Here is an 18,534-nt window from a genome sequence, read left to right on the forward strand (position 1 = left end):
GTGGCTCCGGCGGCTGCGCCGCCCCGAAAGAATCTTTCGGGGCCACCCCCTATGACTTGTGCGTTTAGCGTTTCTCGATTCGTGATAGCGCGTGTTTGGCGGATTGGTTGACGGCTTTGTTGTTGGCGATGGTGAGTTTCTCGATCAACGCGACCGCTTCGGGCGTGCCGATTTGCACTAGCAAGGAGATCGCGCGTTGAACGGTGGGTAAGGTTTCCATCCTTGGTTTTTTGGCGACCATGAGCCGCTTCAAGCGTTTGCGGCGGTTTGCTTCCTCATCGGACAGGTCCAGGCCGACGCGACTCATGTCGACGACGTCCTCAACGGCCCGCAGTTTTTTGCCAAATAGTTTCACTGTAGCTTGCGGCTGTTTCGACAAGGCCCAGATGGCGCGATACGCCGCGGGGCTGTCTTCGCCGCTTAGATCTTTCCAAAGTTCATCGACGGATTTGTCGAGTGGAAGCTCGGCCGGTTCCAGGTCCCACAGATAGCAAACGCCGTCGCCACTGCTGATTAATGTTTCCCCATTGCCGCCGAATCCCCGGGCTTTGGTGCTGTCTTGATGTCGACCCCGCTCCCAGACGATTTGCCCGGTGAGCGGATCGTATAACCGCACCTGTCCCTTTCGATCCCCGGTGGCATACCACTGCCCATCGGGTGAGAACCCCGTGCCACCTTGGCTAAAGGATGCCTCATTGTCAATTTCCGAAATCAAACTCAGGTCATCCGCATCCCAGATGCGTACGAGGCTGTCCAAATGCAAAGTCGCCAGCAGATTACTTTGCGGTGAATAACGGACCGAATGCATCCGTATATCGCCTTCAAGTTTAGGGTCTTTTAACTGGCCGATGTTGAAGTCGCGGAGCTTCTCTCCAGTTTCAGTGCTCCAAAAACGGACCATTTTATCCCAGCCGGCTGTGACTAATGTGCGGTTGTCGGGGCTGAATGAGAGTCCGTGGATTTCTTGGTGCGGGAGCTTGGCTAACTGCTCGCCAGTCGTCAGATTCCAAATGTAACCTGTGTCCTGACGGAAGACCGCAGCCGCTAATAATTGCCCGTCGGGTGAATAGCAAAGGTCGGTGAAGTCTGAATGAGTATCGTGGCCTTTGGGCCAATCCCAGCGGTGAACGACTTCACTCGCCGCCAGGTCCCACACGGTGGTCTGCACCTGATCGCCCGCGACTCCCGCCCCCGCTAATTGCCGACTATCGGGAGAGAAGGTCAATAGCGAAAAGTATGTCCCCGGGATTTTCAGTTGCTGCCGCTCGCCACCACCGGGCAGATCGAGCACGTGCACCGTTCCCTCGCCGTCGCAAAAGGCCACCGCTGTTCCGTCGGGTGACGCAGCCGAGGCCCCTCCCGCGCGAAGGGCGCCGGGCAAGGTCAATTGTTTTTGTGTGGCGACATCCCAACGGTAAATCTCACCACCCCAGCCGGAGGAAAACAGCGTCTTGCTGTCGGCTGTGAAGGCGACCGCCCACGGTTTCCAACCATGTTCGATCAGCTTGCCGAAGCGTTTTCCGTCAGCTGCCCGGAGCAAGTGAATGTCGTGATCGGATCCAATCGGCGCGCAGACAGCGATCGTCTCGGCGTCCGGGCTGAAGGCGACAGCGCTAGTATAACTTTCCGCCTTATTTTTCAATTCGATTTTGTAGTCCCATAGTTTTTCGCCGGTGGCGACTTCATACAGGCGAACCGCGCTGTCCCGTTCGGTGGCGACGATTTGTTTGCTGTCGGGCGAAAACGCCAAACGGACGAGCAGCGAGGTGACGGGAATCCGCCGGAGTTCTTTGCCAGTCTTAGCCTCGTGTAGTCGGATTTCTTTGGGGGATTCGCTGTTCACCACGGCTAAGACCGTGCCATCGGGCGAAAACCGGCCGTAGCTAAAGTCACCGCCAGCGTGCAAGCGGTCCCGATTCATGTCTTGGGGTTTGATGAGATTTTCAGGATTATTGGCGATATCATACAGGACTTGTCCAGCATTGTTGCTCACTGCCAGTCTCGATTTATTGCCGTAGGCAAACATTTGACCGTCGCGTGTCATGTCAATGGAAAGGGAACTGTAATGTCCTAACGGACGTCGCGGCTCTGGCTGCTCGTCTTTCAGGATAATCACTTCATGGTCACCGGTAGCGACATTCCAGGCGACGATTTCGTTCCAACGGCCGGGCGTATAAAATGTTTGACTGTCCGCCGCAAAGACGATTGCGCGATTACCGTACGCGGCGTGTGGCAGACGGTATCCGAAATCTTGCGTATTTCCTCGCCAGCGTTCCTTGCCCGTGACCGCATCCCAGACGATAAATTCTTCGTCCATGCTGACAACGGTTTTTTCATCAGGGGAAAGCGCCATATCGACGACACTGGAAGGATGTCGGAAGCGGATCGTTCCCATTCTGAGCAGGGCCGCGTCGGGCAGTGGGTCCCCGAGCGCATCGGTCGTTGGGCGTTTCGTCTCGGCTGTGGGTTTGGCGTTGTCCGTTGAATCGGCGGCGGGTGGGGCGTTTTCTTCCGCTGTGACGATACGGGTGACTGGTTGAATGATCGCCGTTGCCATTAATAGTGCCATGGTTGCCAAAATCGTGCTCAATGCTCCGCGGCGGGTAAGCGGCGTGTGCGCGCGGGACGGGTCGAGCATCGAAGCGACGCGTTCTACTAATTGGCATTGTCCAGCCATGCAAACCGCCTCCGGCATACGCGGAATGCGATAGGCGGCGGCAATGTCGACCAGTTCAGTGGCATAGTCGATGACGCGCTGGCCGGCATTGACGACGGTGTCGTCGCAGGCGCGCTCGCATTCACTCCGCAGACGGTGCAAACCGTACCAAGCGAGTGGATTGAACCAATACACCGCGCAAGCGACACGGGCCACCAGTTGTGCCGGACAATCCCACCGCTGAATGTGGGCCAGCTCATGCAACAGCACGACCCGCCGCCGCTGCAGATTCCACTGCGCACAACTCGACGGCAGCAAGACCACGGGCCGAAAAATGCCCCAGGTCATAGGAATCGTGTCGTCATTGGCGATGAATAACCGAATCGGACGTTTTAAGCCCAATTGATTTGCACAGTCCTGCAATTCGCGCTGCCAATCAGAATCATTGGCGATGACAGCGGCCGACAAGATCCGTTCATGGCGGACCGCACCTAGTAGAAGGGGGAAAACCGCCAATACGCAGCCGATCGACCAGATCATCAGCCCCCACTTGGCGGCGGAATTCGATTTTGGAGCGACGCCGATTGCCGCGACATCTTGATTGCGCGACGCATGCTGTGCGAGGACCTGCGCAACATGGGGTTGATCGAGGTCCGACGGGTGTGGCGAGGGTAATATCTCGTCGGTGTCAGAATCTGTGGGTGCCATTGTCGAGAATTTTAGTTCGCTCAAATCCGTGGGACCCTGCGGACTATCGTTGGCCACGGTGACATCGATCGGCGCGATTGCGGGATCAGTTGCCGGGTGCAGGATCGGCAGCTGGAATCGTGGGATGATGAGCGACAGCAGGGGAAGGCACACCGCTGCAGCGAATGCCAAACACCAAATGCGATGCCGCAGGGCGGAAGTCTGCCGTCGCAATAACAACGCCGCCAATGCAGCAGCGAGAAACAGTAGGCTCGACTTGAGGGTGAACTCTAAAACCAATGCCAACGTCGTGGAATTGAGCAGCATGTTATTTCCCCTTGTTGCGCGCGTTATCGATCATTTCCCGCAGTTGGTCGAAATCCTCATCGGACATGTTCGCCGACGAAACATCAAGAATGGTGTTCACCGCATCGGTGGCCGTTCCAGAAAAGAAGGTCGTGAGCAAATGCTTGACCGCCGACCGGCTGGCGGTTTGTTTGGATGTGGTCGGCCGATAGATGTATTTGGTCCCGTCGCGGCGGTGAACCAACAGCCCCTTTTCCTCCAAGACGTTGATCATCTTACGGATCGCCGAATAGCTGGGCGGATCGGGAATTTCCGCCAAGACCTCTTGGACGGAGGCTTCTCGCAACCGAAATATGGCATCCATAATTTGCCGCTCACGGTGTCCGAGCGGTTGATTGGCCGGTTTCTTCTTCATGTGCAGCGATGCTCCTCAACCCTTCAATAAATGCTACCACAGTAGCACATGCGATTGTAGTAGCACTCCCTGCCGTCGTCAATCGACATCGACTGAAAACGTCGCACGTAGTCTCCCGCGATGCATCACTCGTCGCTGAAGCGTTCGAAGATCGTGGCTTGCTCGGCGGTCAAACGTTTTGGGCGGCTGGTAGCTGAATCGACGAATAGGCCGCGCTGACGGCCGGTGGCGCGGGTTTCGCCTTGCTCGTCGGCGAAGCTGAACTCTAGCCAGACGGAGACTTTGGCGAGTCCAGTGACCCACACGTGCCCGCGAACGGCTTCGCCCAAAAAAAATGGCTTTTTGTAGCTGACTTGCGTCTCGACCAAGATCGGATGAAAGCCTTGCTCGGCGATTCGGTCGAGCGGCATGCCCATCGCCTTGAGCAATTGCAGCCGTCCGATTTCCATCCACTCGATATAGACGATGTTGCTGACGTGCTGCGCGAAATCGATTTGGTAGGAATAGATTTCGAGGTCGAAGGCCAATTTGGACATGAGACTGCTCGTCTGGGGATGTGAATGGGTGACGGCAGCCATTGAAACGTTTCGCAACCGTCGACGTCAACCGGTGGAAGCAGCGGAAGCATTCTCCGGCCATTTTTGCAAGACCGCCGCCACGAACTCAGGAGATACGCGTTGCAGTTTGATGTGCTGGTCAGTGATAGATTCGGCGCTGACACGCGTACAAGCGATATAGAGGATGGCACTGATCCAGAGAATGACAGCAAGGGTGCCCACTGTGATCGTCCCCCCGACGACTACGTCTGGATCATTCCAATAGGCGTCGGCTAAGATCATAAATGTCACTACGGTTAATAGCGATACTCCGATTAGACCACTGATTGCCCATTTGAGTAACCGCCGCCAATGACGGCGATGTTTGGGACAGACCGAGCAAGGGATGCGCATGCGTGTCGTTCTCATAAATCCATAATCGCCGACTCGCTTACACATCCCATAATCAGTGAACGTATGGTTGACGCGTTCAAACGCCGGTACTCCGCAGACCATGCAGACGTCGGGTAGCAATTCCGTTTCGACCTGCTGCCGCGTCAACGACACCCAATCACGGCCGGTGTTGCGCGATATCGTGGATGGCGACGTTGATGCTGAGTATGGCACTGCACGTCCCGCGGCACTGATGGCTTGCTGTAATGAATTGTGTCGTTCAGTTGAGGGACGTCGTTGTAGCCAATACTTTAGATCCCAGGTTCCAACAATCATCAAGGCCATACTGATCCCCAGGGCCATCAGGAATCCGACGCTTGGGTTTGCGTCCGTGCGATCCAGGCACACATCAGCATACAGCAAAACAAAACAAAACGAGGTCACGCTAGCGAGAAAAATAATCCAGGGCCGCCACCAAGGTCGTTTTCTGGATGTGGTTCCAACGATCATGGCCAATGCGAGGACGAAAAACACAACCGTCACAATAACACTGATCGAATGGTCGTAGCCGAACCTATGCAAACCGTGACTGTTAGAATGCCGAGTGTTGTTTGCCCAAGGAATAAACGCCAGCAGGAATCCAATCACACTGAGAATCGCCGCCGCGACGCCGGGGACCGCTGGGGCGGCAAAGAAACGGCGAATCGCTCTGGGCCGCACGCCGCCGGCGACTTTTCCGACTGCGCCTTCAAAAATTGTCGAGACTCCCGGCCAGACGCCGCCCAACTCTTGAATGCTCTGGAGCGCCTCGCTGCTGTAGATACCGCGAATGAGATTCACCTGCTCGCTGATTTCACCGGCATGCTGGTACCGGCGATCCGGTTCACGGGCCAAGGCGCGCAGCACGACTTTATCCAAACGGGCGTCGACTTCGATTTGCTGCGAGGGAGGATCAAACTGTCCCAGCGGAAGATGGCCGGTGAGCATTTCATAGAACACCACGCCGAGTGAATAAATATCGGCGCGATGATCGACAGTATTCGAACCCTCCATCTGTTCGGGGGCCATGTACAGCGGCGTCCCCATCACCTGATGCGTGCCGGTCAGGGTAAAGTCTAATTCCGAACCGGAGGCGAGCTTTGCCAAACCAAAGTCGGCGATCTTCACCCGGCCACTGCGGTCCAGAAGAATGTTTTCCGGTTTGATGTCACGATGCACCACACCGGCTTCATGTGCGAATTGTAGTGCGTCACAGATCTGCGGAATGATGGCCAAGGATTGCACAGCAGAGAGATCCCCGCCGGCGATCAAATGCCGCAAGTTGGCACCGTCGACAAATTCCATCACGAAGTAATACAACGCGCTGGGCGTTTCTTCGCCGAGATCCGACTGCGACATCACGACTTCACCGAAGTCGTGCACAGCAACGATGCCGGGATGACTGAGGCGAGCCAACGTGCGGGCTTCGCGATTGAAGCGTTCGGCAAAGGCGGGGTCGTTGGCTGATTCGGGGCGAATGATTTTCAACGCAACGAGCCGGTCTAATTTTTTCTGCCGCGCCGTATAGACCGCTCCCATCCCCCCCTGCCCTAGCAGCGCGAGGATTTCCAGTTGTGGAAAATGCTTGGCCAATAACGTCGGGAGCGGCGGAACGAAGCCGCCCGCTGGTGGAGTTTTCACAACCAACAACCCTGCTTCGGCGGAACTGGCACCATCATTGCCACCGTCGTCATCATTCAGCCCGGCTGCAAACAGGCAATCAGGGCAAAGCCCCGACGGAAAGTCAAAAGCCATTTCACAGCCGCAAGTCGGGCATTGGGGAAGAGTCGCCATGATATTTTCGCCTCAAATATCAGAACTTCGCACGAGTGGACACCCCTTACTTGCGGATTCCCCAAATAATGTTACAGAAATATTTTGAAATTTTCTCGCCCTGAACGCGTTCACCCGAATGGAACGTCGATTCAAAATCACCCCGCAGGGGTTCATCAACATAGCCCAGGGGAAGCGGCAAAGCGGCGCCGCCCTGGGAAAAATCCGAATTGGGTTGGCCGAACCCTGAAGGGGTTCCTGACCTGTTGTGCACGTGAATTCAGAAGGGATGATCAATTGAACAACCCCTTCAGGGTTGCCTGTCCCGCTTGTTTCTACCCAGGGTGCGTTCACTTCGTTCGCGACCCTGAGCTATGATGTCAGACGCCTACGGTGTGAAATATTGTTACGCTCCACCACCACGCACGGCTAAGCGCAAGCGGGTAATTTCTTCGGTGATGGATTCTTCTGGGCCGATGGTTTGGGCGACCGCTTCTTGGAGCAGTTCCTTATAACGTTGTCGTAGGCGATGCACGGCGACGCGTATGGCGGCGGGGGTCATCGCTAGTTTTTCGGCGACCTCCGCGTGCGCGGGAGCGAGTGTGCCGGCGGTTAGATAGATTTTGCATTGCGCGAACAAGTCCGCTTTGCCCTTCTGTTGATATTCCGCTTCCAGACGCAGCATCACGTCGTCAAGCAGCGTCAATGCCCAACGACGGGCGTAGATCTTTTCGGGCGTCCAATCATCGGTGGGTTCGTATTGGTACCGCTGTTCCCCCACGGCGACGTCGATCGAAAACAGTGACCGTCCACCACCCCGCTTCTGCGTCTGCTGCCGCTCATGTTCGTGTGACAAGAACCGCTTGAATACCGTTAGCAAAAACGAACGAAACCGACCGCGCTGTTGGTCGGCGGTCCGCAGAAAACCTTTGTCAATCAAACTGACGAAGAAACTTTGCGTTAAATCTGCCGCATCTTCCGGAGCGTATCCGCGGCGCCGCGCAAATGCATACAAGGGATACCAATAGGTTTGGCACAACGTCGCAAGCGCATCGTCGGCGGCGGGTGAGGAACGTTGCCCGGCGGCCAACACGACACTCCACCGCGTCGTGGCGAACGCGGCGCGGTGTGGGACCGGTGATGGGCTGGGGTGTTCGGTGTGCATGCCGGGTATTGTAACACGCTATGAATCGGGTACGTGATTGGACTTGGGAAAACTTCTGAGCGGCGGGTTATTTGGGATTTCTGTCGTGGCTGTGATCCAGCACTGGCGGGCAAGCCGCCAGTGGGACCCGGCGCAAGACCGCCAGCGGTCGGCTGGAAAGACATTCGGACGAGGGTGACTTTTCTTGGGAAAGCTTCGGGTTGACATACCTCGAACTAAAAGGTATCACCCCCGCCATGACACGCAAACGAACCAATCCTGACTTCCTCAACGGTGTGCCGGAACTACTCATTTTGCGACTCCTGTCGCGGCGGAGTATGTACGGTTATGAGATCGTGCAGGAAATTAAACAGTCGACCGACCAAGTATTGGAATTCGGCGAAGGGTGTATCTATCCACTGCTGCATAAGCTGGAAGCGCAAAAGCTACTGACCTGCGAAAAGAGCGTCGTAGGAGGCCGCAAACGGGTGACGTATCGCACTTCAGCTGCGGGCAAAAAACGCATGGCGGCTTCTGAGGCGCATTGGCGGCGGATTGTGGCAGCCATCGGCGGTGTGTTGGAGGGCGCGACGCATGGTCGACCGGAATTGGCATAACCAACTACAACAGGAACTCGCCCGGCAAGGCTTGCCGCGGCTTTATACCGAGCGGCTTATGGATGAGCTGCTCGATCACGCGCTATGTCTCAAGGAGGAGACGAACGTCATGGACGCGACAAAAATACCCGATGCTCCGGTGGAGCGGGTCGGGAAACCGGAACAGTTGGCCCAAGCAGCGGGCGAGGAGTATCGCCGGCGGACGTGGCTGGGACGTCATCCGATTTTGACGTTTCTGATCGCACCGTTGCCAATGTTGGTATTGAGTTGGATACTTTGCATGTTGGTGTTTGTATGCACTGCCGAACTGGTCGAGGAATTCAACGACGGACAGCAGGGCATCACTAAGTCGACGGTCTCATCAACGACGCTGTTGTTGATGGAAACCGCATTCTATATCTGGGCGGCGGCGCCGTTTGTGCTGACGACCTGTTTACTTTGTTGGATGGCACAACGGACGGCGCGGGGTCCCAAGTGGATGTTGGCCGCCGGTTTGATCGTGACATTGGTCGCTGCCGTGTTTCATTCGCAAATGGCGCTGCCCACGCAGCCGGGTAACGGACAACTCTCTACCGGATTTGGGTTTCCTGCCTGGGGAGTAACTGCTGTCGCTGCGGAGACGGATACGATTTCGTTTGCGACGAACCGGCATCTGCTGGGACGGATTTTGTTTCCGCTGTTGCCGTTTGCGGTATGTGGATTGTTTTTGTGGCGCAATTCACGCGGAACGCCGCGACCGCCGATGCTGACGCAGGCAGCGCCCATGTCAGCTAGTCATTAAGCACACGCGGGTTTTATAGATCCAAGTGATTGGGGAGGGAGCGTGGGCTCCGTCCCCAATTTTTATGAGCTAAGGACCACGCAATCACCCGATCTCCCCGTTCCGGCGCGCCATTGACAACCGAATCGGCATTGGTAGGATGGACTTCGCACGTTGGGAGACATTGGTCTCTGGACGTGCCACAAGACCTGGGTGTCTCTCGTAACTTGGTGTTCGGGAGAAGAATAGGGAAAACGGTGCAAATCCGTTGCGGTCCCGCCGCTGTAATCGGGGACGAACGCTGCAACAAACCACTGTTGGCACGGGATGCCGCGGGAAGGTGCAGTCAGTAGTGCGATCCGAGAGCCAGAAGACCTGCCCAGTCGTCGATTTTTTTTGCGAACGGCTCTTTCGAGGACAAAGACGTTGCGCCACGACCACGCACGATATTCTGCTGCGCGTCTCCTTTAGAGGGATTTTTTCCGCGCCCCGGGTCTCGGCTGATTGCGCCGCTGTTTTGCCTCGTTTTTAATTCGTTCGCGATGAAGCTGCGCGCTGTGCGCGGCGATGTTTGACAACGAGGTATTGTCATGAGTTTGAAGAATAATTCTGAGCGCGATTGCCAGCTTGGTTCTGCGCGGGTTTCCCAGCTAGGTTGTGCGCGGGTCTCACGACCCCGCACTGTGAAAACCTGCGGTCGGGAAAGTGGCCAGGTCGGGAGACCTGGCCGCAACGGTCCGACGCACTCCACTGGCCGTCGGCGTGGTTTTACGCTGATTGAATTGCTGGTGGTGATTGCCATTATTGCAATTTTGGTAGCGTTGTTGCTGCCGGCTGTACAGCAAGCCCGTGAAGCGGCGCGGCGGACGCAGTGCCGCAGTCGGCTCAAACAACTTGTGTTGGCGGTGCATAATTATGCGGATGTTTATGGAGAAATGATGCCGCCGTATCGCATTGATGATGCGCAGGAAATCGCTTATCAGATCGGTGCGGGTAGCGTGCGGGGCACGACTAAGTTTTGGTTCGGCACGGTTGATTTCGCGAACCCGGACCCTAATACACAATTTGAATTCCAGTCCGCCATATTGGCTCCCTATTTGGAAACCAATCGCTCGGTGTTTCAATGTCCCAACTTCGATGAGTCCGATGTGGACGTGGTTCGTTTCGGGCAAATGGCCAGCGGGTATGCATACAACGGGCACTATCTGGGCAAAGGGACGGACTACGATTATGGGAGTTGGCCGACGATCACAGTCAGTTCCGAGCCAATGACCTACCGGTTCAATGCTGTCCGACAAATGACGCAAACGATCGCGTTCTCTGACAGCGCCATTTACAACACGTGGACCTATCCCACCGGTACGTTTCTAGAAAACTGGTTGCTCGAACCACCAAGCAGGACGCAACCTTCGGTGCACTTTCGGCATAGCGGCGCAGCCGTCGTGGCGTTCATGGACGGGCATGTGGAAATGAAGACGCCCGATTTCATTCAATTGCCGGTGTGGTTTTCACCCGCCGACGTTCAGGCCAATCGAGACCATGAACTTGGTTTTATTGGTCCCGACGATGAGCTGTACGACCGCGAATAGTGAAGCGAGTCACGCTGAATAAGGAAAACCGCGCGCCACCTCGGCGCCGCGGTTTGTCCTTCGCTATTCCCTGCACTTTTTTTCTGACAGGAGGTCGATTTGTCACTCTCGAAATCCGTGGCAGCCATGTTGCTACCGCTTGCGCTGACTGTGCTATTCGCAACGGGTTGTTCCAATGGCCCCCCTGCCGACAAGCCGGTCGATGTTGTCTATCGTTGCTCTGAAACCGGCAACTATGTTTCCGCACCGCCGCAACCGGTCCCGGCGGTCAACCCGCACACCGGTCGCGCGACGCTGCAACGGGCACTGTATTGTCCGCAGTGCCAGCACTGGTATGTCGTGCCGCCCCCGAATGTACACAACGGCCCGGTTGCGGGGTATCTCTGTCCACAGCACAAGCTGGCGATGCAGGAACAAGGTCCGCTACCAGAGTAACGGCCTTGAATGGTCGCAACGAGAACTCAACTCATGTCCGCATTGATTTACGTCTGTTTTAGCGGCGGCAAAGATAGCCTGTTGATGTTGCACGAACTGAAATCCGCCGGGGAGTGGGACGTTGTGAAACTGATCACGACCATCACCGCCGGATACGACCGCATCAGCATGCATGGTGTCCGCCGCGAGTTGCTGCACCGCCAGGCGGTTGCACTAGAAATCCCACTGTTGGAAGTGGCCATTTCTCCACAGGCCAATAACGACGAATACGAATCGGCCATGAGACGGGCCTGGAAAGAAGCCGTCCAAAGCGGGATCGACACAATTGCATTCGGCGATATTTTTCTGCAAGACCTCAAGGAGTATCGCGAGCGACAGCTAGCGGGACATGCTCTGCAATGTCATTTTCCCTTATGGCAACGTGAGACGGCGGACCTTGTTCGGTTGTTTATCGATCTGGGTTACCGCGCTATCACCACGTGTGTTGATCCACGAAAACTCGACGCCTCCTTTGCGGGCCGAATCATCGACGACGAGTTTCTGAATGATCTCCCCGAGGGCGTCGATCCTTGCGGAGAGAATGGGGAATTCCACTCATTCGTTTTTGACGGACCGTTGTTTCGAGAACCCGTTTGTTTTTCACGCGGCGAAGTCATCGACCGCGACAACTTTCTATTTTGTGAATTGAATCCACAATGAACACAAATCAAAATAGTCATCCGCACATAGAACCCTCCGACACGCGCCCCAAAATCAACTATTGGTTGCTGGCAGCGGTCATCGTTTTCCCCGCTCTGCTACGGTGGTTGGGCCAACCGTGGAACCTCACGCCGGTGGGGGGAATCGCCTTATTTACCGGAGTGTATTTCAGCCGCTCGCGCTGGGCGTTTGCCATTCCGCTGGCTGCCATGCTGCTCAGTGATATCACCTGGGGACTGATGCGGGGTGATGTGATGACGTACACGTTTCACAGCGTCATCCCATTTGTCTACGGGTCTTATGTGCTGTACGTTTTGTTGGGGCATAGAGTCCGTGCCAATTGGGAGCATACCGAATCCGAACCGCAAACAGCCTGGAAACGTACGGCGGGCCGTGGGTTTCCCTTGTGCGTGGCGACGCTGGGCGGATCGTTGTTATTTTATCTGATTACAAATTTCGGCATGTGGATGATGTACACGACGTATCCGCATACGTTGGCCGGATTGATTCAATGTTACGTCGCCGGTTTACCGTTTTTACGACCGACGATTGTCGGTGATGCGTTTTATACCACGCTGTTTTTCGGGGCGTTCGCGGTCGTTCAACTGATCCTGACGCAACCGACCGCTAACATTCTTTCCAAAGAAAACTAGGACCGCCATTCATTCAAGCGTCCTGCATGATTCCGGCACTTGCCACCGCGGCGGTTCGTCTTTACCTCAAGAATCGTCGCCGGTAGCATGCTTGTCACGACCCGTTATAGCCGATTACGCGCTTCATGACACAACCTTCCCCACACGATTCGCACGGCGGGCCAGCCCAGCCGAAACCGCGCCGCCCTCGTCGCATAATGCGCTTGGCGAAGTGGGGACTCGCGTTGACAGTGCTGTTTATTGCTCTGTTGATGTTCGCTGGGTTTGTGTACGAGCAATTTGCGTTGGCACGCATCGCAACGAACTATCCGCCATCGGGCGAATTGGTGGATGTCGAGGGCAGACAGATTCATATGCACGTGCAGGGGCATGGCTCGCCGACGGTGATTTTCGAAGCTGGTCTGGGCGAATTTAGCCTCGGTTGGCACCACGTTGCAGCGGAAGTCGCTCAATCGACGCAGGTGATCACCTACGACCGCGCGGGATTGGGTTGGAGCGATCCAGCCCCGGCACCACGCGACTCGGATGCTGTGGTGCAAGACCTGCATGCGGCATTGCAGGCGCAGGGGATTGCAGGACCGTATGTATTGGTCGGCCACTCAATTGGTGGAGTGCACGTTCGCATGTTCTCGTACCGCTACCCCGAAGAGGTGAAAGGCATTGTGCTGGTTGATTCCTCCCACGAAGAGCAATGGGAAACATTCCCACCCACTGTGCGCGAGCAGTTTGAGCAAGTTCAGGAGATGCTGTGGTTGTTCAGCCAGACCGCCCGATTCGGACTGGTCCGTCTGTTGGACAGCGATGAGGAAAACGATGAAAGCAACATTCCAAAATCAATTCGAAGCACACAGACGGCGCTCTCCGCTCGGCACTCTCAATTGACTGCAGTTGCCGAGGAAATGGCGGCACTACTCCCAAGTATGCGGCAAACTGCGGATGCGGCGATTCCTTGGGGCGACCTCCCGCTCGAAGTGCTCAGTGCGGGAAAGCCAATGGAAACGACTGGCGAGACTGACGCCATGGAAATCAGCCAAATCTGGGAGAAGCTTCAGCGCGATCTCGCAAGTCGGTCGACACATTCAAAACACCAAACCTTAGAGGACGCCGGGCATTACATTCAGAATGATCGGCCTGACGTTGTCATCGATGCTGTCCTGCGTGTTGTCGAACAAGCAAAAAATGGTTCCCCACCAAACGCCAAGTGATAAATTGATCATGCCTGAACATCGTATTGTTTCACTGATCGCTAGTGCGACAGAAATTGTGGCGGCGCTGGGTTGCGCCGATCGAATGGTCGGACGTTCGCACGAATGCGATTATCCCCCCACAGTCGAACAGCTCCCCGCTTGCAGCGAAGCCAAACTGGATGTTAATGGGACGAGTCGGCAGATCGACGACCGTGTGAAAGCGATTCTGCGGGATGCAGTTTCGGTGTATCGCGTGTTTCCCGAGATGCTGGAGGAACTACAACCCAGCGTCGTCATCACGCAGACACAATGCGAAGTCTGCGCGGTCAGCCTTAAGGATGTTGAGGCGGCCGTCTGCGAGATGGTCTCGTCGCAACCAAATATCGTCGCCTTGGAACCAAATTGGCTCCAAGATGTTTGGGGCGACATCCGCGCTGTCGCCTCTGCGATTGATGTGCCGCAGCAAGGTGAGGAATTGATTGCCACGGCGCAGCAGCGCTTGGCGGAACTAGAAAGCCGCACGACGTCGCTGCCGCACAAACCAACCATCGCTTGCATCGAATGGATTGACCCGTTGATGGCGGCGGGAAACTGGGTGCCGGAGTTGGTGAGGATTGCCGGCGGCACGAATCTATTCGGCACAGCCGGTGAGCACTCGCCCTGGATGACATGGGAGGAGCTCATCCACGCCGATCCGGAGGTAATCGCGATTCTGCCCTGTGGTTTCGACATCCCCCGCGCCCGCAAGGAAATGTCAATACTCATGGACAAGCCACAGTGGTCACAACTTCAAGCCGTGCAAAACGGCCGGGTTTGTGTGACCGACGGCAATCAATACTTCAATCGCCCTGGTCCCCGGTTGGTCGAATCGGCGGAGATTTTCGCCGAGATTTTGCATCCCGATACGTTCGATTTCGGCCACGCCGACAGCGGTTGGGTGTTGCTTTAACGATTGGGATTACGACGGGCGTTTGCGAAACAAGATCCATGAACCGACCGCCAAGGCGACGCCGACGCCGCACACAGCCGCCAGCGTGATTTTGAACACCTGATTGTTCGACTCGACCACCGGCGAGGGAGGAACAGGTGCGTCGGCCGGTTTTAGCACTTCGGCCGGGGGCGTGGCATCCGCTGCGAAGGCCGGTGAAGGCCCGTATTTGTTTGCCGCCACCATGATCACGGCGGCAACACAGAGAATCATGGCCCAGCGAATATTAAAAAATTGCATTTGCCGCTGTTTCCGGAAAAGTTTCATGGTTCGTCGCCAAGCCCCTTGTATCTACCCGTTGAAACTACCACAAGCGGGATTCAACGAGTCTATGATATGACTGTGAATTCGGCGAGACAAGCTTTGACAAAGCCAAGCAATCCATCAACAATGCGCATTGAGCAGCGCGGACTGATACTTACACACCAAAAAGGCACGTATACTGATGTCTATTGATATTAAGGTCCCCACGGTGGGGGAATCGATCAACGAGGTCTTCATTGGCGAGTGGCACGTCGCCGAAGGGGACTGGATCGAAATGGACCAACCGCTTGTCGGACTCGAAACGGACAAAGCCACGTTTGACGTTCCCGCTCCGCAAAGCGGCATTATTACTAAAATCACCAAAGAGGCGGGTGAGGAAGCGGCGATCGGGGAAATCATCGGGCAATTGGAGCCGGTGGAGAATCCCGGCGGCAGTGAACCGGCAGCGACCGCAGCAGCAGCGAGAAAAACCAAATCCGAGACCGCCTCAACCGGAGAGCAGATTGTCATGCCGGCTGCTGCACGGATGATGGCCGAAACGGGGATCGCCGCTAGCGACGTCACCGCGACCGGGCCGGGTGGACGCCTGCTCAAAGAGGACGTGCAGCGCGCCGCTGACACGCCCCAATCGTCACCACAAACACCAGCGACGGCCGCCTCAGAAAACGGACGGTTGGAAAAAACGGTGCCGATGAGTCCCATCCGCCGCCGCATTGCCGAACGACTTGTCGAAGCCCAACAAAACGCCGCTCTGCTGACGACGTTCAACGAGATCGACATGTCAGCCGTCAAAGATGCCCGCGCTCGGTACAAAGACGCATTCATCAAAAAGCACGACGTCAAATTGGGCTTCATGTCCTTCTTCGTCAAAGCAGCCGTCGCCGCCTTGAACGAATTCCCGCAGGTCAATGCGCAGGTCCGCGGCAAAGAGATGGTGTACTACAACTACTACGACATCGGGATTGCCGTGGGCGGCGGCAAGGGGCTCATCGTACCGGTGCTCCGCAATGCCGAACGGCTGAGCTTTGCCGAAGTCGAAAAAAACATCAACGATTTCGGTCGCCGAGCGCAAGAAAATAAAATCGGTATCGAGGAACTGCAAGGCGGCACGTTCACGATCACCAACGGCGGCGTCTACGGTTCACTGCTCTCGACGCCCATCGTCAACCCGCCTCAAAGCGGTGTGCTCGGCATGCACGGCATCATCGATCGCCCGATCGCCGTCAACGGCGAAGTCGTCATCCGCCCCATGATGTACGTCGCCCTGACCTACGACCACCGCATCGTCGATGGCCGCGAAGCAGTCAGCTTTTTGAAGCGGATTAAAGAGGTGATCGAGGACCCGGCACGTTTGGTGTTGGAGGTGTGACGCGGCCGTTGGCCGCAGGCTTTAGGCAGTAGGCCTTAGACTGTAGGGTTAGTAGTGTAATTCAGCCCTGAAGAGGTTTACTCTTATATGGGTCATTCTATTTCGGCAGTGGTGGTTGCCGGCGAAATTGATGCTAAGCGTGCGCGCGAATTTGACGTCAAAACCGTACCGTGCCTCAAGGGATTCACGGTAATCGCACTCGAACCGGCCTACGTCGATGCCTGGGCTGAGCGACTTGGTATTCATGACGATGTAGCCGACGTCCCGCTGTTGAATTCTTGCGTGGTACATCACATTGTCCAGTCAGTGGCAGGGTCAGCACCGTTCGCGGTGATCCAAACGGACTATTTTGGTGGAGTCGGCTTGCAAGCAGCCGCCGTCTATCAGGGGACGGCGGAAATCATGGCGCCGGCGACGACGGAAGTCATCGTGCCGAACAAGGGTCCAAATGAACCCATCAATCGGGCACTGAAGATTTTGGGGGTTCGCCGCCGTTTCCTTAGTCCCCTTGATCATTTCGCCACTCTGGGGATGTGCGGCTACCGCGATTTTGATGACCTTTTTGAAGACTATTACGGCAATCAATAATTGTTTGGTTTACGGTGAATTCAAATACTAGCGCCTCCCGTCTAGAAAGTATGGCCGAAGGCCTTACGACACCATAGCCTGGGGCATTCGCCCCAGGGGAGAAGCGCAAGAACGTGGTTTTGGCTGAAGGCCAAATACATAATGCGACGAAAGCATGACCCGGTGATATTGGCCGTTGGCCAATGTGGTGGGCGCAGCGGAATCGAGGCACGTCATGGAACGTCAACAATACCTTAAACAGATCGGCCGCACGGGCGAAACACTGGACTTCGAGTGCTTGAGTGTTCGGTATTCGCTCGATTTCAATTTCATGTCGCATCAATTTGGCGAGTGGACTTATTTTGAAATCGGGAGGAATGATGTCGACGTTCCCGTCGTGGTTGATCCTGAAACGGGAAGTGTCCACTTCCTAGAACCAAGTAGATTGATATTCATCAATTCGTCGTTTCCACAGATGATGCAATCTTTTGAAAGAGTCAACATGTGGAACATCCCCGACGAAGTTCTGGATGAGGATCGAGTTCGAATATTCAGCAATTTCATGTTGGCGATCGACAAAAACTGCTTCGATGACCCAAATGCGTGCTGGTCAACGATGCGAGAAGAAATCGGTTACGGCATTATTTGAGTCGCACAGGTTTGGCCGCAGGCCGTATTCAACACGTAACGAACGGCGCCACGGGTGACGTTGGGCGTTGGCTAATGGGGGGAATTACGCTCTTCGACACCTAGGGCGTTGCTGTTAGGCTAGAGTGAATATTGGCCTTTGGCCAATAATGTGAACGCTGCGGTCGGACCGATTTGGATTAACTGGGTTACGAAGTTGCCAGATGCTACGACAGCCTGCCGTTGGGCGGTCAGATTATTCTGGCAATATTAAAGGTCCGCAAAGTTAAGCTTCAAATACGATCGGATTCGCTTGATGAGAAATTCACGCACAGAAGTGGACTCGATAGCTGGGAGCCAATCGTCGTCGTCAGAATAGTAGTTGAAGCGATATACCGGGACATCATCACTACCATCGGCGGTAAAAAAATAGAATGAGTGGATGTCATACCAAGCAAAAACGACATGATGGGGTTCCAACCGATAAGTGTGTTCATCATTTTTTAGAAGATGTTCCGCATCGCGTTTCCACGCAGCGAGTTTGCCAACAGGAAGTATCCAGCCTATTGAAAGCATGCGGCGTTCATCGAGCAACATGAGTCGACGATAAATTGGGGGAAAGACGGCGCCGAATGCCTTTTCGGCATCATCAAGATCTGCAGGCGAACAGCCCAGATGATTTGGTAGATCCTCAAAAATTTGAAGGACTTCATCGTCGGTGAATGACGTCATAGGGAGCGTCCGTGGATTCAACAATTGCAAAGTGGGGCATTCTGTCGCACTGCCTTTTCCCTTATTAACACCGTGGCAAACCCCCGTAAACTGAGAGA

The 18,534-nt window shown here is 55.5% G+C and carries 18 protein-coding genes and 1 riboswitch; of the genes, 11 read left to right on the forward strand and 7 right to left on the reverse strand.

Annotated elements, in window-relative coordinates; genetic code table 11:
* Nucleotides 1-64: 64 nt before the first annotated feature.
* The 5 genes from CA54_RS01030 to CA54_RS01050 all read right to left on the reverse strand — a co-directional run bounded on the left by CA54_RS01030 (nucleotide 65) and on the right by CA54_RS01050 (nucleotide 7,970).
* A complete protein-coding gene (locus CA54_RS01030) occupies nucleotides 65-3,670 on the reverse strand; it encodes a M56 family metallopeptidase (RefSeq protein WP_146369025.1) in 3,606 nt (1,201 codons plus the stop codon).
* A 1-nt stretch (nucleotide 3,671) separates the two neighbouring features.
* Nucleotides 3,672-4,064: a BlaI/MecI/CopY family transcriptional regulator gene (locus CA54_RS01035; protein WP_146369026.1), complete on the reverse strand. Its 393-nt coding sequence runs from the start codon at nucleotides 4,062-4,064 to the stop codon at nucleotides 3,672-3,674.
* A 125-nt stretch (nucleotides 4,065-4,189) separates the two neighbouring features.
* Nucleotides 4,190-4,600, reverse strand: coding sequence for an acyl-CoA thioesterase (locus tag CA54_RS01040; protein ID WP_146369027.1), 411 nt, complete (start codon nucleotides 4,598-4,600; stop codon nucleotides 4,190-4,192).
* Between the two features lie 66 nt (nucleotides 4,601-4,666).
* Nucleotides 4,667-6,826 (reverse strand): serine/threonine-protein kinase, encoded by a 2,160-nt coding sequence (locus tag CA54_RS01045; RefSeq protein ID WP_146369028.1) that lies wholly within the window; start codon nucleotides 6,824-6,826, stop codon nucleotides 4,667-4,669.
* A 385-nt stretch (nucleotides 6,827-7,211) separates the two neighbouring features.
* Nucleotides 7,212-7,970, reverse strand: coding sequence for an RNA polymerase sigma factor (locus CA54_RS01050; RefSeq protein ID WP_146369029.1), 759 nt, complete (start codon nucleotides 7,968-7,970; stop codon nucleotides 7,212-7,214).
* A gap of 236 nt (nucleotides 7,971-8,206) precedes the next feature.
* On the opposite strand from CA54_RS01050, the gene CA54_RS01055 reads away from it, so the two are divergent.
* The 8 genes from CA54_RS01055 (at nucleotide 8,207) to CA54_RS01090 (ending at nucleotide 14,838) form a co-directional block, all read left to right on the forward strand.
* The gene (locus CA54_RS01055; protein WP_145375397.1) at nucleotides 8,207-8,566 is read left to right on the forward strand and encodes a PadR family transcriptional regulator; all 360 of its coding nucleotides are present in this window, start codon (nucleotides 8,207-8,209) and stop codon (nucleotides 8,564-8,566) included.
* Nucleotides 8,544-9,347 carry a hypothetical protein gene (locus CA54_RS01060; protein ID WP_146369030.1) on the forward strand — a complete coding sequence of 268 codons (804 nt, stop codon included), beginning with the start codon at nucleotides 8,544-8,546 and terminating at the stop codon, nucleotides 9,345-9,347. Before CA54_RS01055 ends, CA54_RS01060 begins: the two co-directional genes overlap by 23 nt.
* Before the next feature lie 173 nt (nucleotides 9,348-9,520).
* Nucleotides 9,521-9,723, forward strand: a riboswitch (cobalamin riboswitch).
* A gap of 376 nt (nucleotides 9,724-10,099) precedes the next feature.
* Nucleotides 10,100-10,915, forward strand: coding sequence for a DUF1559 family PulG-like putative transporter (locus CA54_RS01065; RefSeq protein ID WP_231963102.1), 816 nt, complete (start codon nucleotides 10,100-10,102; stop codon nucleotides 10,913-10,915).
* A 99-nt stretch (nucleotides 10,916-11,014) separates the two neighbouring features.
* A complete protein-coding gene (locus CA54_RS01070) occupies nucleotides 11,015-11,350 on the forward strand; it encodes a hypothetical protein (protein WP_146369032.1) in 336 nt (111 codons plus the stop codon).
* A gap of 33 nt (nucleotides 11,351-11,383) precedes the next feature.
* Nucleotides 11,384-12,049: an adenine nucleotide alpha hydrolase gene (locus CA54_RS01075; RefSeq protein WP_146369033.1), complete on the forward strand. Its 666-nt coding sequence runs from the start codon at nucleotides 11,384-11,386 to the stop codon at nucleotides 12,047-12,049.
* Nucleotides 12,046-12,702 (forward strand): DUF6580 family putative transport protein, encoded by a 657-nt coding sequence (locus CA54_RS01080; RefSeq protein WP_146369034.1) that lies wholly within the window; start codon nucleotides 12,046-12,048, stop codon nucleotides 12,700-12,702. Before CA54_RS01075 ends, CA54_RS01080 begins: the two co-directional genes overlap by 4 nt.
* 125 nt (nucleotides 12,703-12,827) lie before the next feature.
* Nucleotides 12,828-13,907: an alpha/beta fold hydrolase gene (locus CA54_RS01085; RefSeq protein WP_146369035.1), complete on the forward strand. Its 1,080-nt coding sequence runs from the start codon at nucleotides 12,828-12,830 to the stop codon at nucleotides 13,905-13,907.
* A 10-nt stretch (nucleotides 13,908-13,917) separates the two neighbouring features.
* Nucleotides 13,918-14,838, forward strand: a complete 921-nt coding sequence (locus tag CA54_RS01090) for a cobalamin-binding protein (protein WP_146369036.1) — start codon at nucleotides 13,918-13,920, stop codon at nucleotides 14,836-14,838.
* Nucleotides 14,839-14,847: 9 nt separating this feature from the next.
* On the opposite strand, the gene CA54_RS01095 is transcribed toward CA54_RS01090, so the two are convergent.
* Nucleotides 14,848-15,117 (reverse strand): hypothetical protein, encoded by a 270-nt coding sequence (locus tag CA54_RS01095; RefSeq protein ID WP_146369037.1) that lies wholly within the window; start codon nucleotides 15,115-15,117, stop codon nucleotides 14,848-14,850.
* A 205-nt stretch (nucleotides 15,118-15,322) separates the two neighbouring features.
* Between CA54_RS01095 and odhB the strand changes: the two genes are divergently transcribed.
* From odhB to CA54_RS01110, 3 genes are all read left to right on the forward strand, one after another.
* Entirely contained in the window at nucleotides 15,323-16,510 is a 1,188-nt protein-coding gene (gene odhB, locus CA54_RS01100; protein ID WP_146369038.1) for a 2-oxoglutarate dehydrogenase complex dihydrolipoyllysine-residue succinyltransferase, read from the forward strand.
* Nucleotides 16,511-16,597: 87 nt separating this feature from the next.
* Nucleotides 16,598-17,098 (forward strand): hypothetical protein, encoded by a 501-nt coding sequence (locus tag CA54_RS01105; RefSeq protein ID WP_146369039.1) that lies wholly within the window; start codon nucleotides 16,598-16,600, stop codon nucleotides 17,096-17,098.
* 214 nt (nucleotides 17,099-17,312) lie between these two features.
* Nucleotides 17,313-17,726 carry a hypothetical protein gene (locus CA54_RS01110; RefSeq protein WP_146369040.1) on the forward strand — a complete coding sequence of 138 codons (414 nt, stop codon included), beginning with the start codon at nucleotides 17,313-17,315 and terminating at the stop codon, nucleotides 17,724-17,726.
* A 248-nt stretch (nucleotides 17,727-17,974) separates the two neighbouring features.
* Here the strand turns inward: CA54_RS01110 and CA54_RS01115 are convergent, their stop codons facing one another.
* On the reverse strand, nucleotides 17,975-18,436 hold the full coding sequence (locus CA54_RS01115) for an SMI1/KNR4 family protein (protein ID WP_146369041.1): 462 nt from the start codon (nucleotides 18,434-18,436) through the stop codon (nucleotides 17,975-17,977).
* Nucleotides 18,437-18,534 lie beyond the last annotated feature (98 nt).

Source organism: Symmachiella macrocystis, assembly GCF_007860075.1.
Classification (GTDB): domain Bacteria; phylum Planctomycetota; class Planctomycetia; order Planctomycetales; family Planctomycetaceae; genus Symmachiella; species Symmachiella macrocystis.

What these genes read in the sequence shown, in the direction of transcription:
- CA54_RS01030 (WP_146369025.1), bottom strand. Translation starts at nt 3,670, where the DNA reads ATGCTGCTCAATTCCACGACGTTGGCATTGGTTTTAGAGTTCACCCTC.
- CA54_RS01035 (WP_146369026.1), bottom strand. Translation starts at nt 4,064, where the DNA reads ATGAAGAAGAAACCGGCCAATCAACCGCTCGGACACCGTGAGCGGCAA.
- CA54_RS01040 (WP_146369027.1), bottom strand. Translation starts at nt 4,600, where the DNA reads ATGTCCAAATTGGCCTTCGACCTCGAAATCTATTCCTACCAAATCGAT.
- CA54_RS01045 (WP_146369028.1), bottom strand. Translation starts at nt 6,826, where the DNA reads ATGGCGACTCTTCCCCAATGCCCGACTTGCGGCTGTGAAATGGCTTTT.
- CA54_RS01050 (WP_146369029.1), bottom strand. Translation starts at nt 7,970, where the DNA reads ATGCACACCGAACACCCCAGCCCATCACCGGTCCCACACCGCGCCGCG.
- CA54_RS01055 (WP_145375397.1), top strand. Translation starts at nt 8,207, where the DNA reads ATGACACGCAAACGAACCAATCCTGACTTCCTCAACGGTGTGCCGGAA.
- CA54_RS01060 (WP_146369030.1), top strand. Translation starts at nt 8,544, where the DNA reads ATGGTCGACCGGAATTGGCATAACCAACTACAACAGGAACTCGCCCGG.
- CA54_RS01075 (WP_146369033.1), top strand. Translation starts at nt 11,384, where the DNA reads ATGTCCGCATTGATTTACGTCTGTTTTAGCGGCGGCAAAGATAGCCTG.
- CA54_RS01080 (WP_146369034.1), top strand. Translation starts at nt 12,046, where the DNA reads ATGAACACAAATCAAAATAGTCATCCGCACATAGAACCCTCCGACACG.
- CA54_RS01085 (WP_146369035.1), top strand. Translation starts at nt 12,828, where the DNA reads ATGACACAACCTTCCCCACACGATTCGCACGGCGGGCCAGCCCAGCCG.
- CA54_RS01090 (WP_146369036.1), top strand. Translation starts at nt 13,918, where the DNA reads ATGCCTGAACATCGTATTGTTTCACTGATCGCTAGTGCGACAGAAATT.
- CA54_RS01095 (WP_146369037.1), bottom strand. Translation starts at nt 15,117, where the DNA reads ATGCAATTTTTTAATATTCGCTGGGCCATGATTCTCTGTGTTGCCGCC.
- odhB (WP_146369038.1), top strand. Translation starts at nt 15,323, where the DNA reads ATGTCTATTGATATTAAGGTCCCCACGGTGGGGGAATCGATCAACGAG.
- CA54_RS01105 (WP_146369039.1), top strand. Translation starts at nt 16,598, where the DNA reads ATGGGTCATTCTATTTCGGCAGTGGTGGTTGCCGGCGAAATTGATGCT.
- CA54_RS01110 (WP_146369040.1), top strand. Translation starts at nt 17,313, where the DNA reads ATGGAACGTCAACAATACCTTAAACAGATCGGCCGCACGGGCGAAACA.
- CA54_RS01115 (WP_146369041.1), bottom strand. Translation starts at nt 18,436, where the DNA reads ATGACGTCATTCACCGACGATGAAGTCCTTCAAATTTTTGAGGATCTA.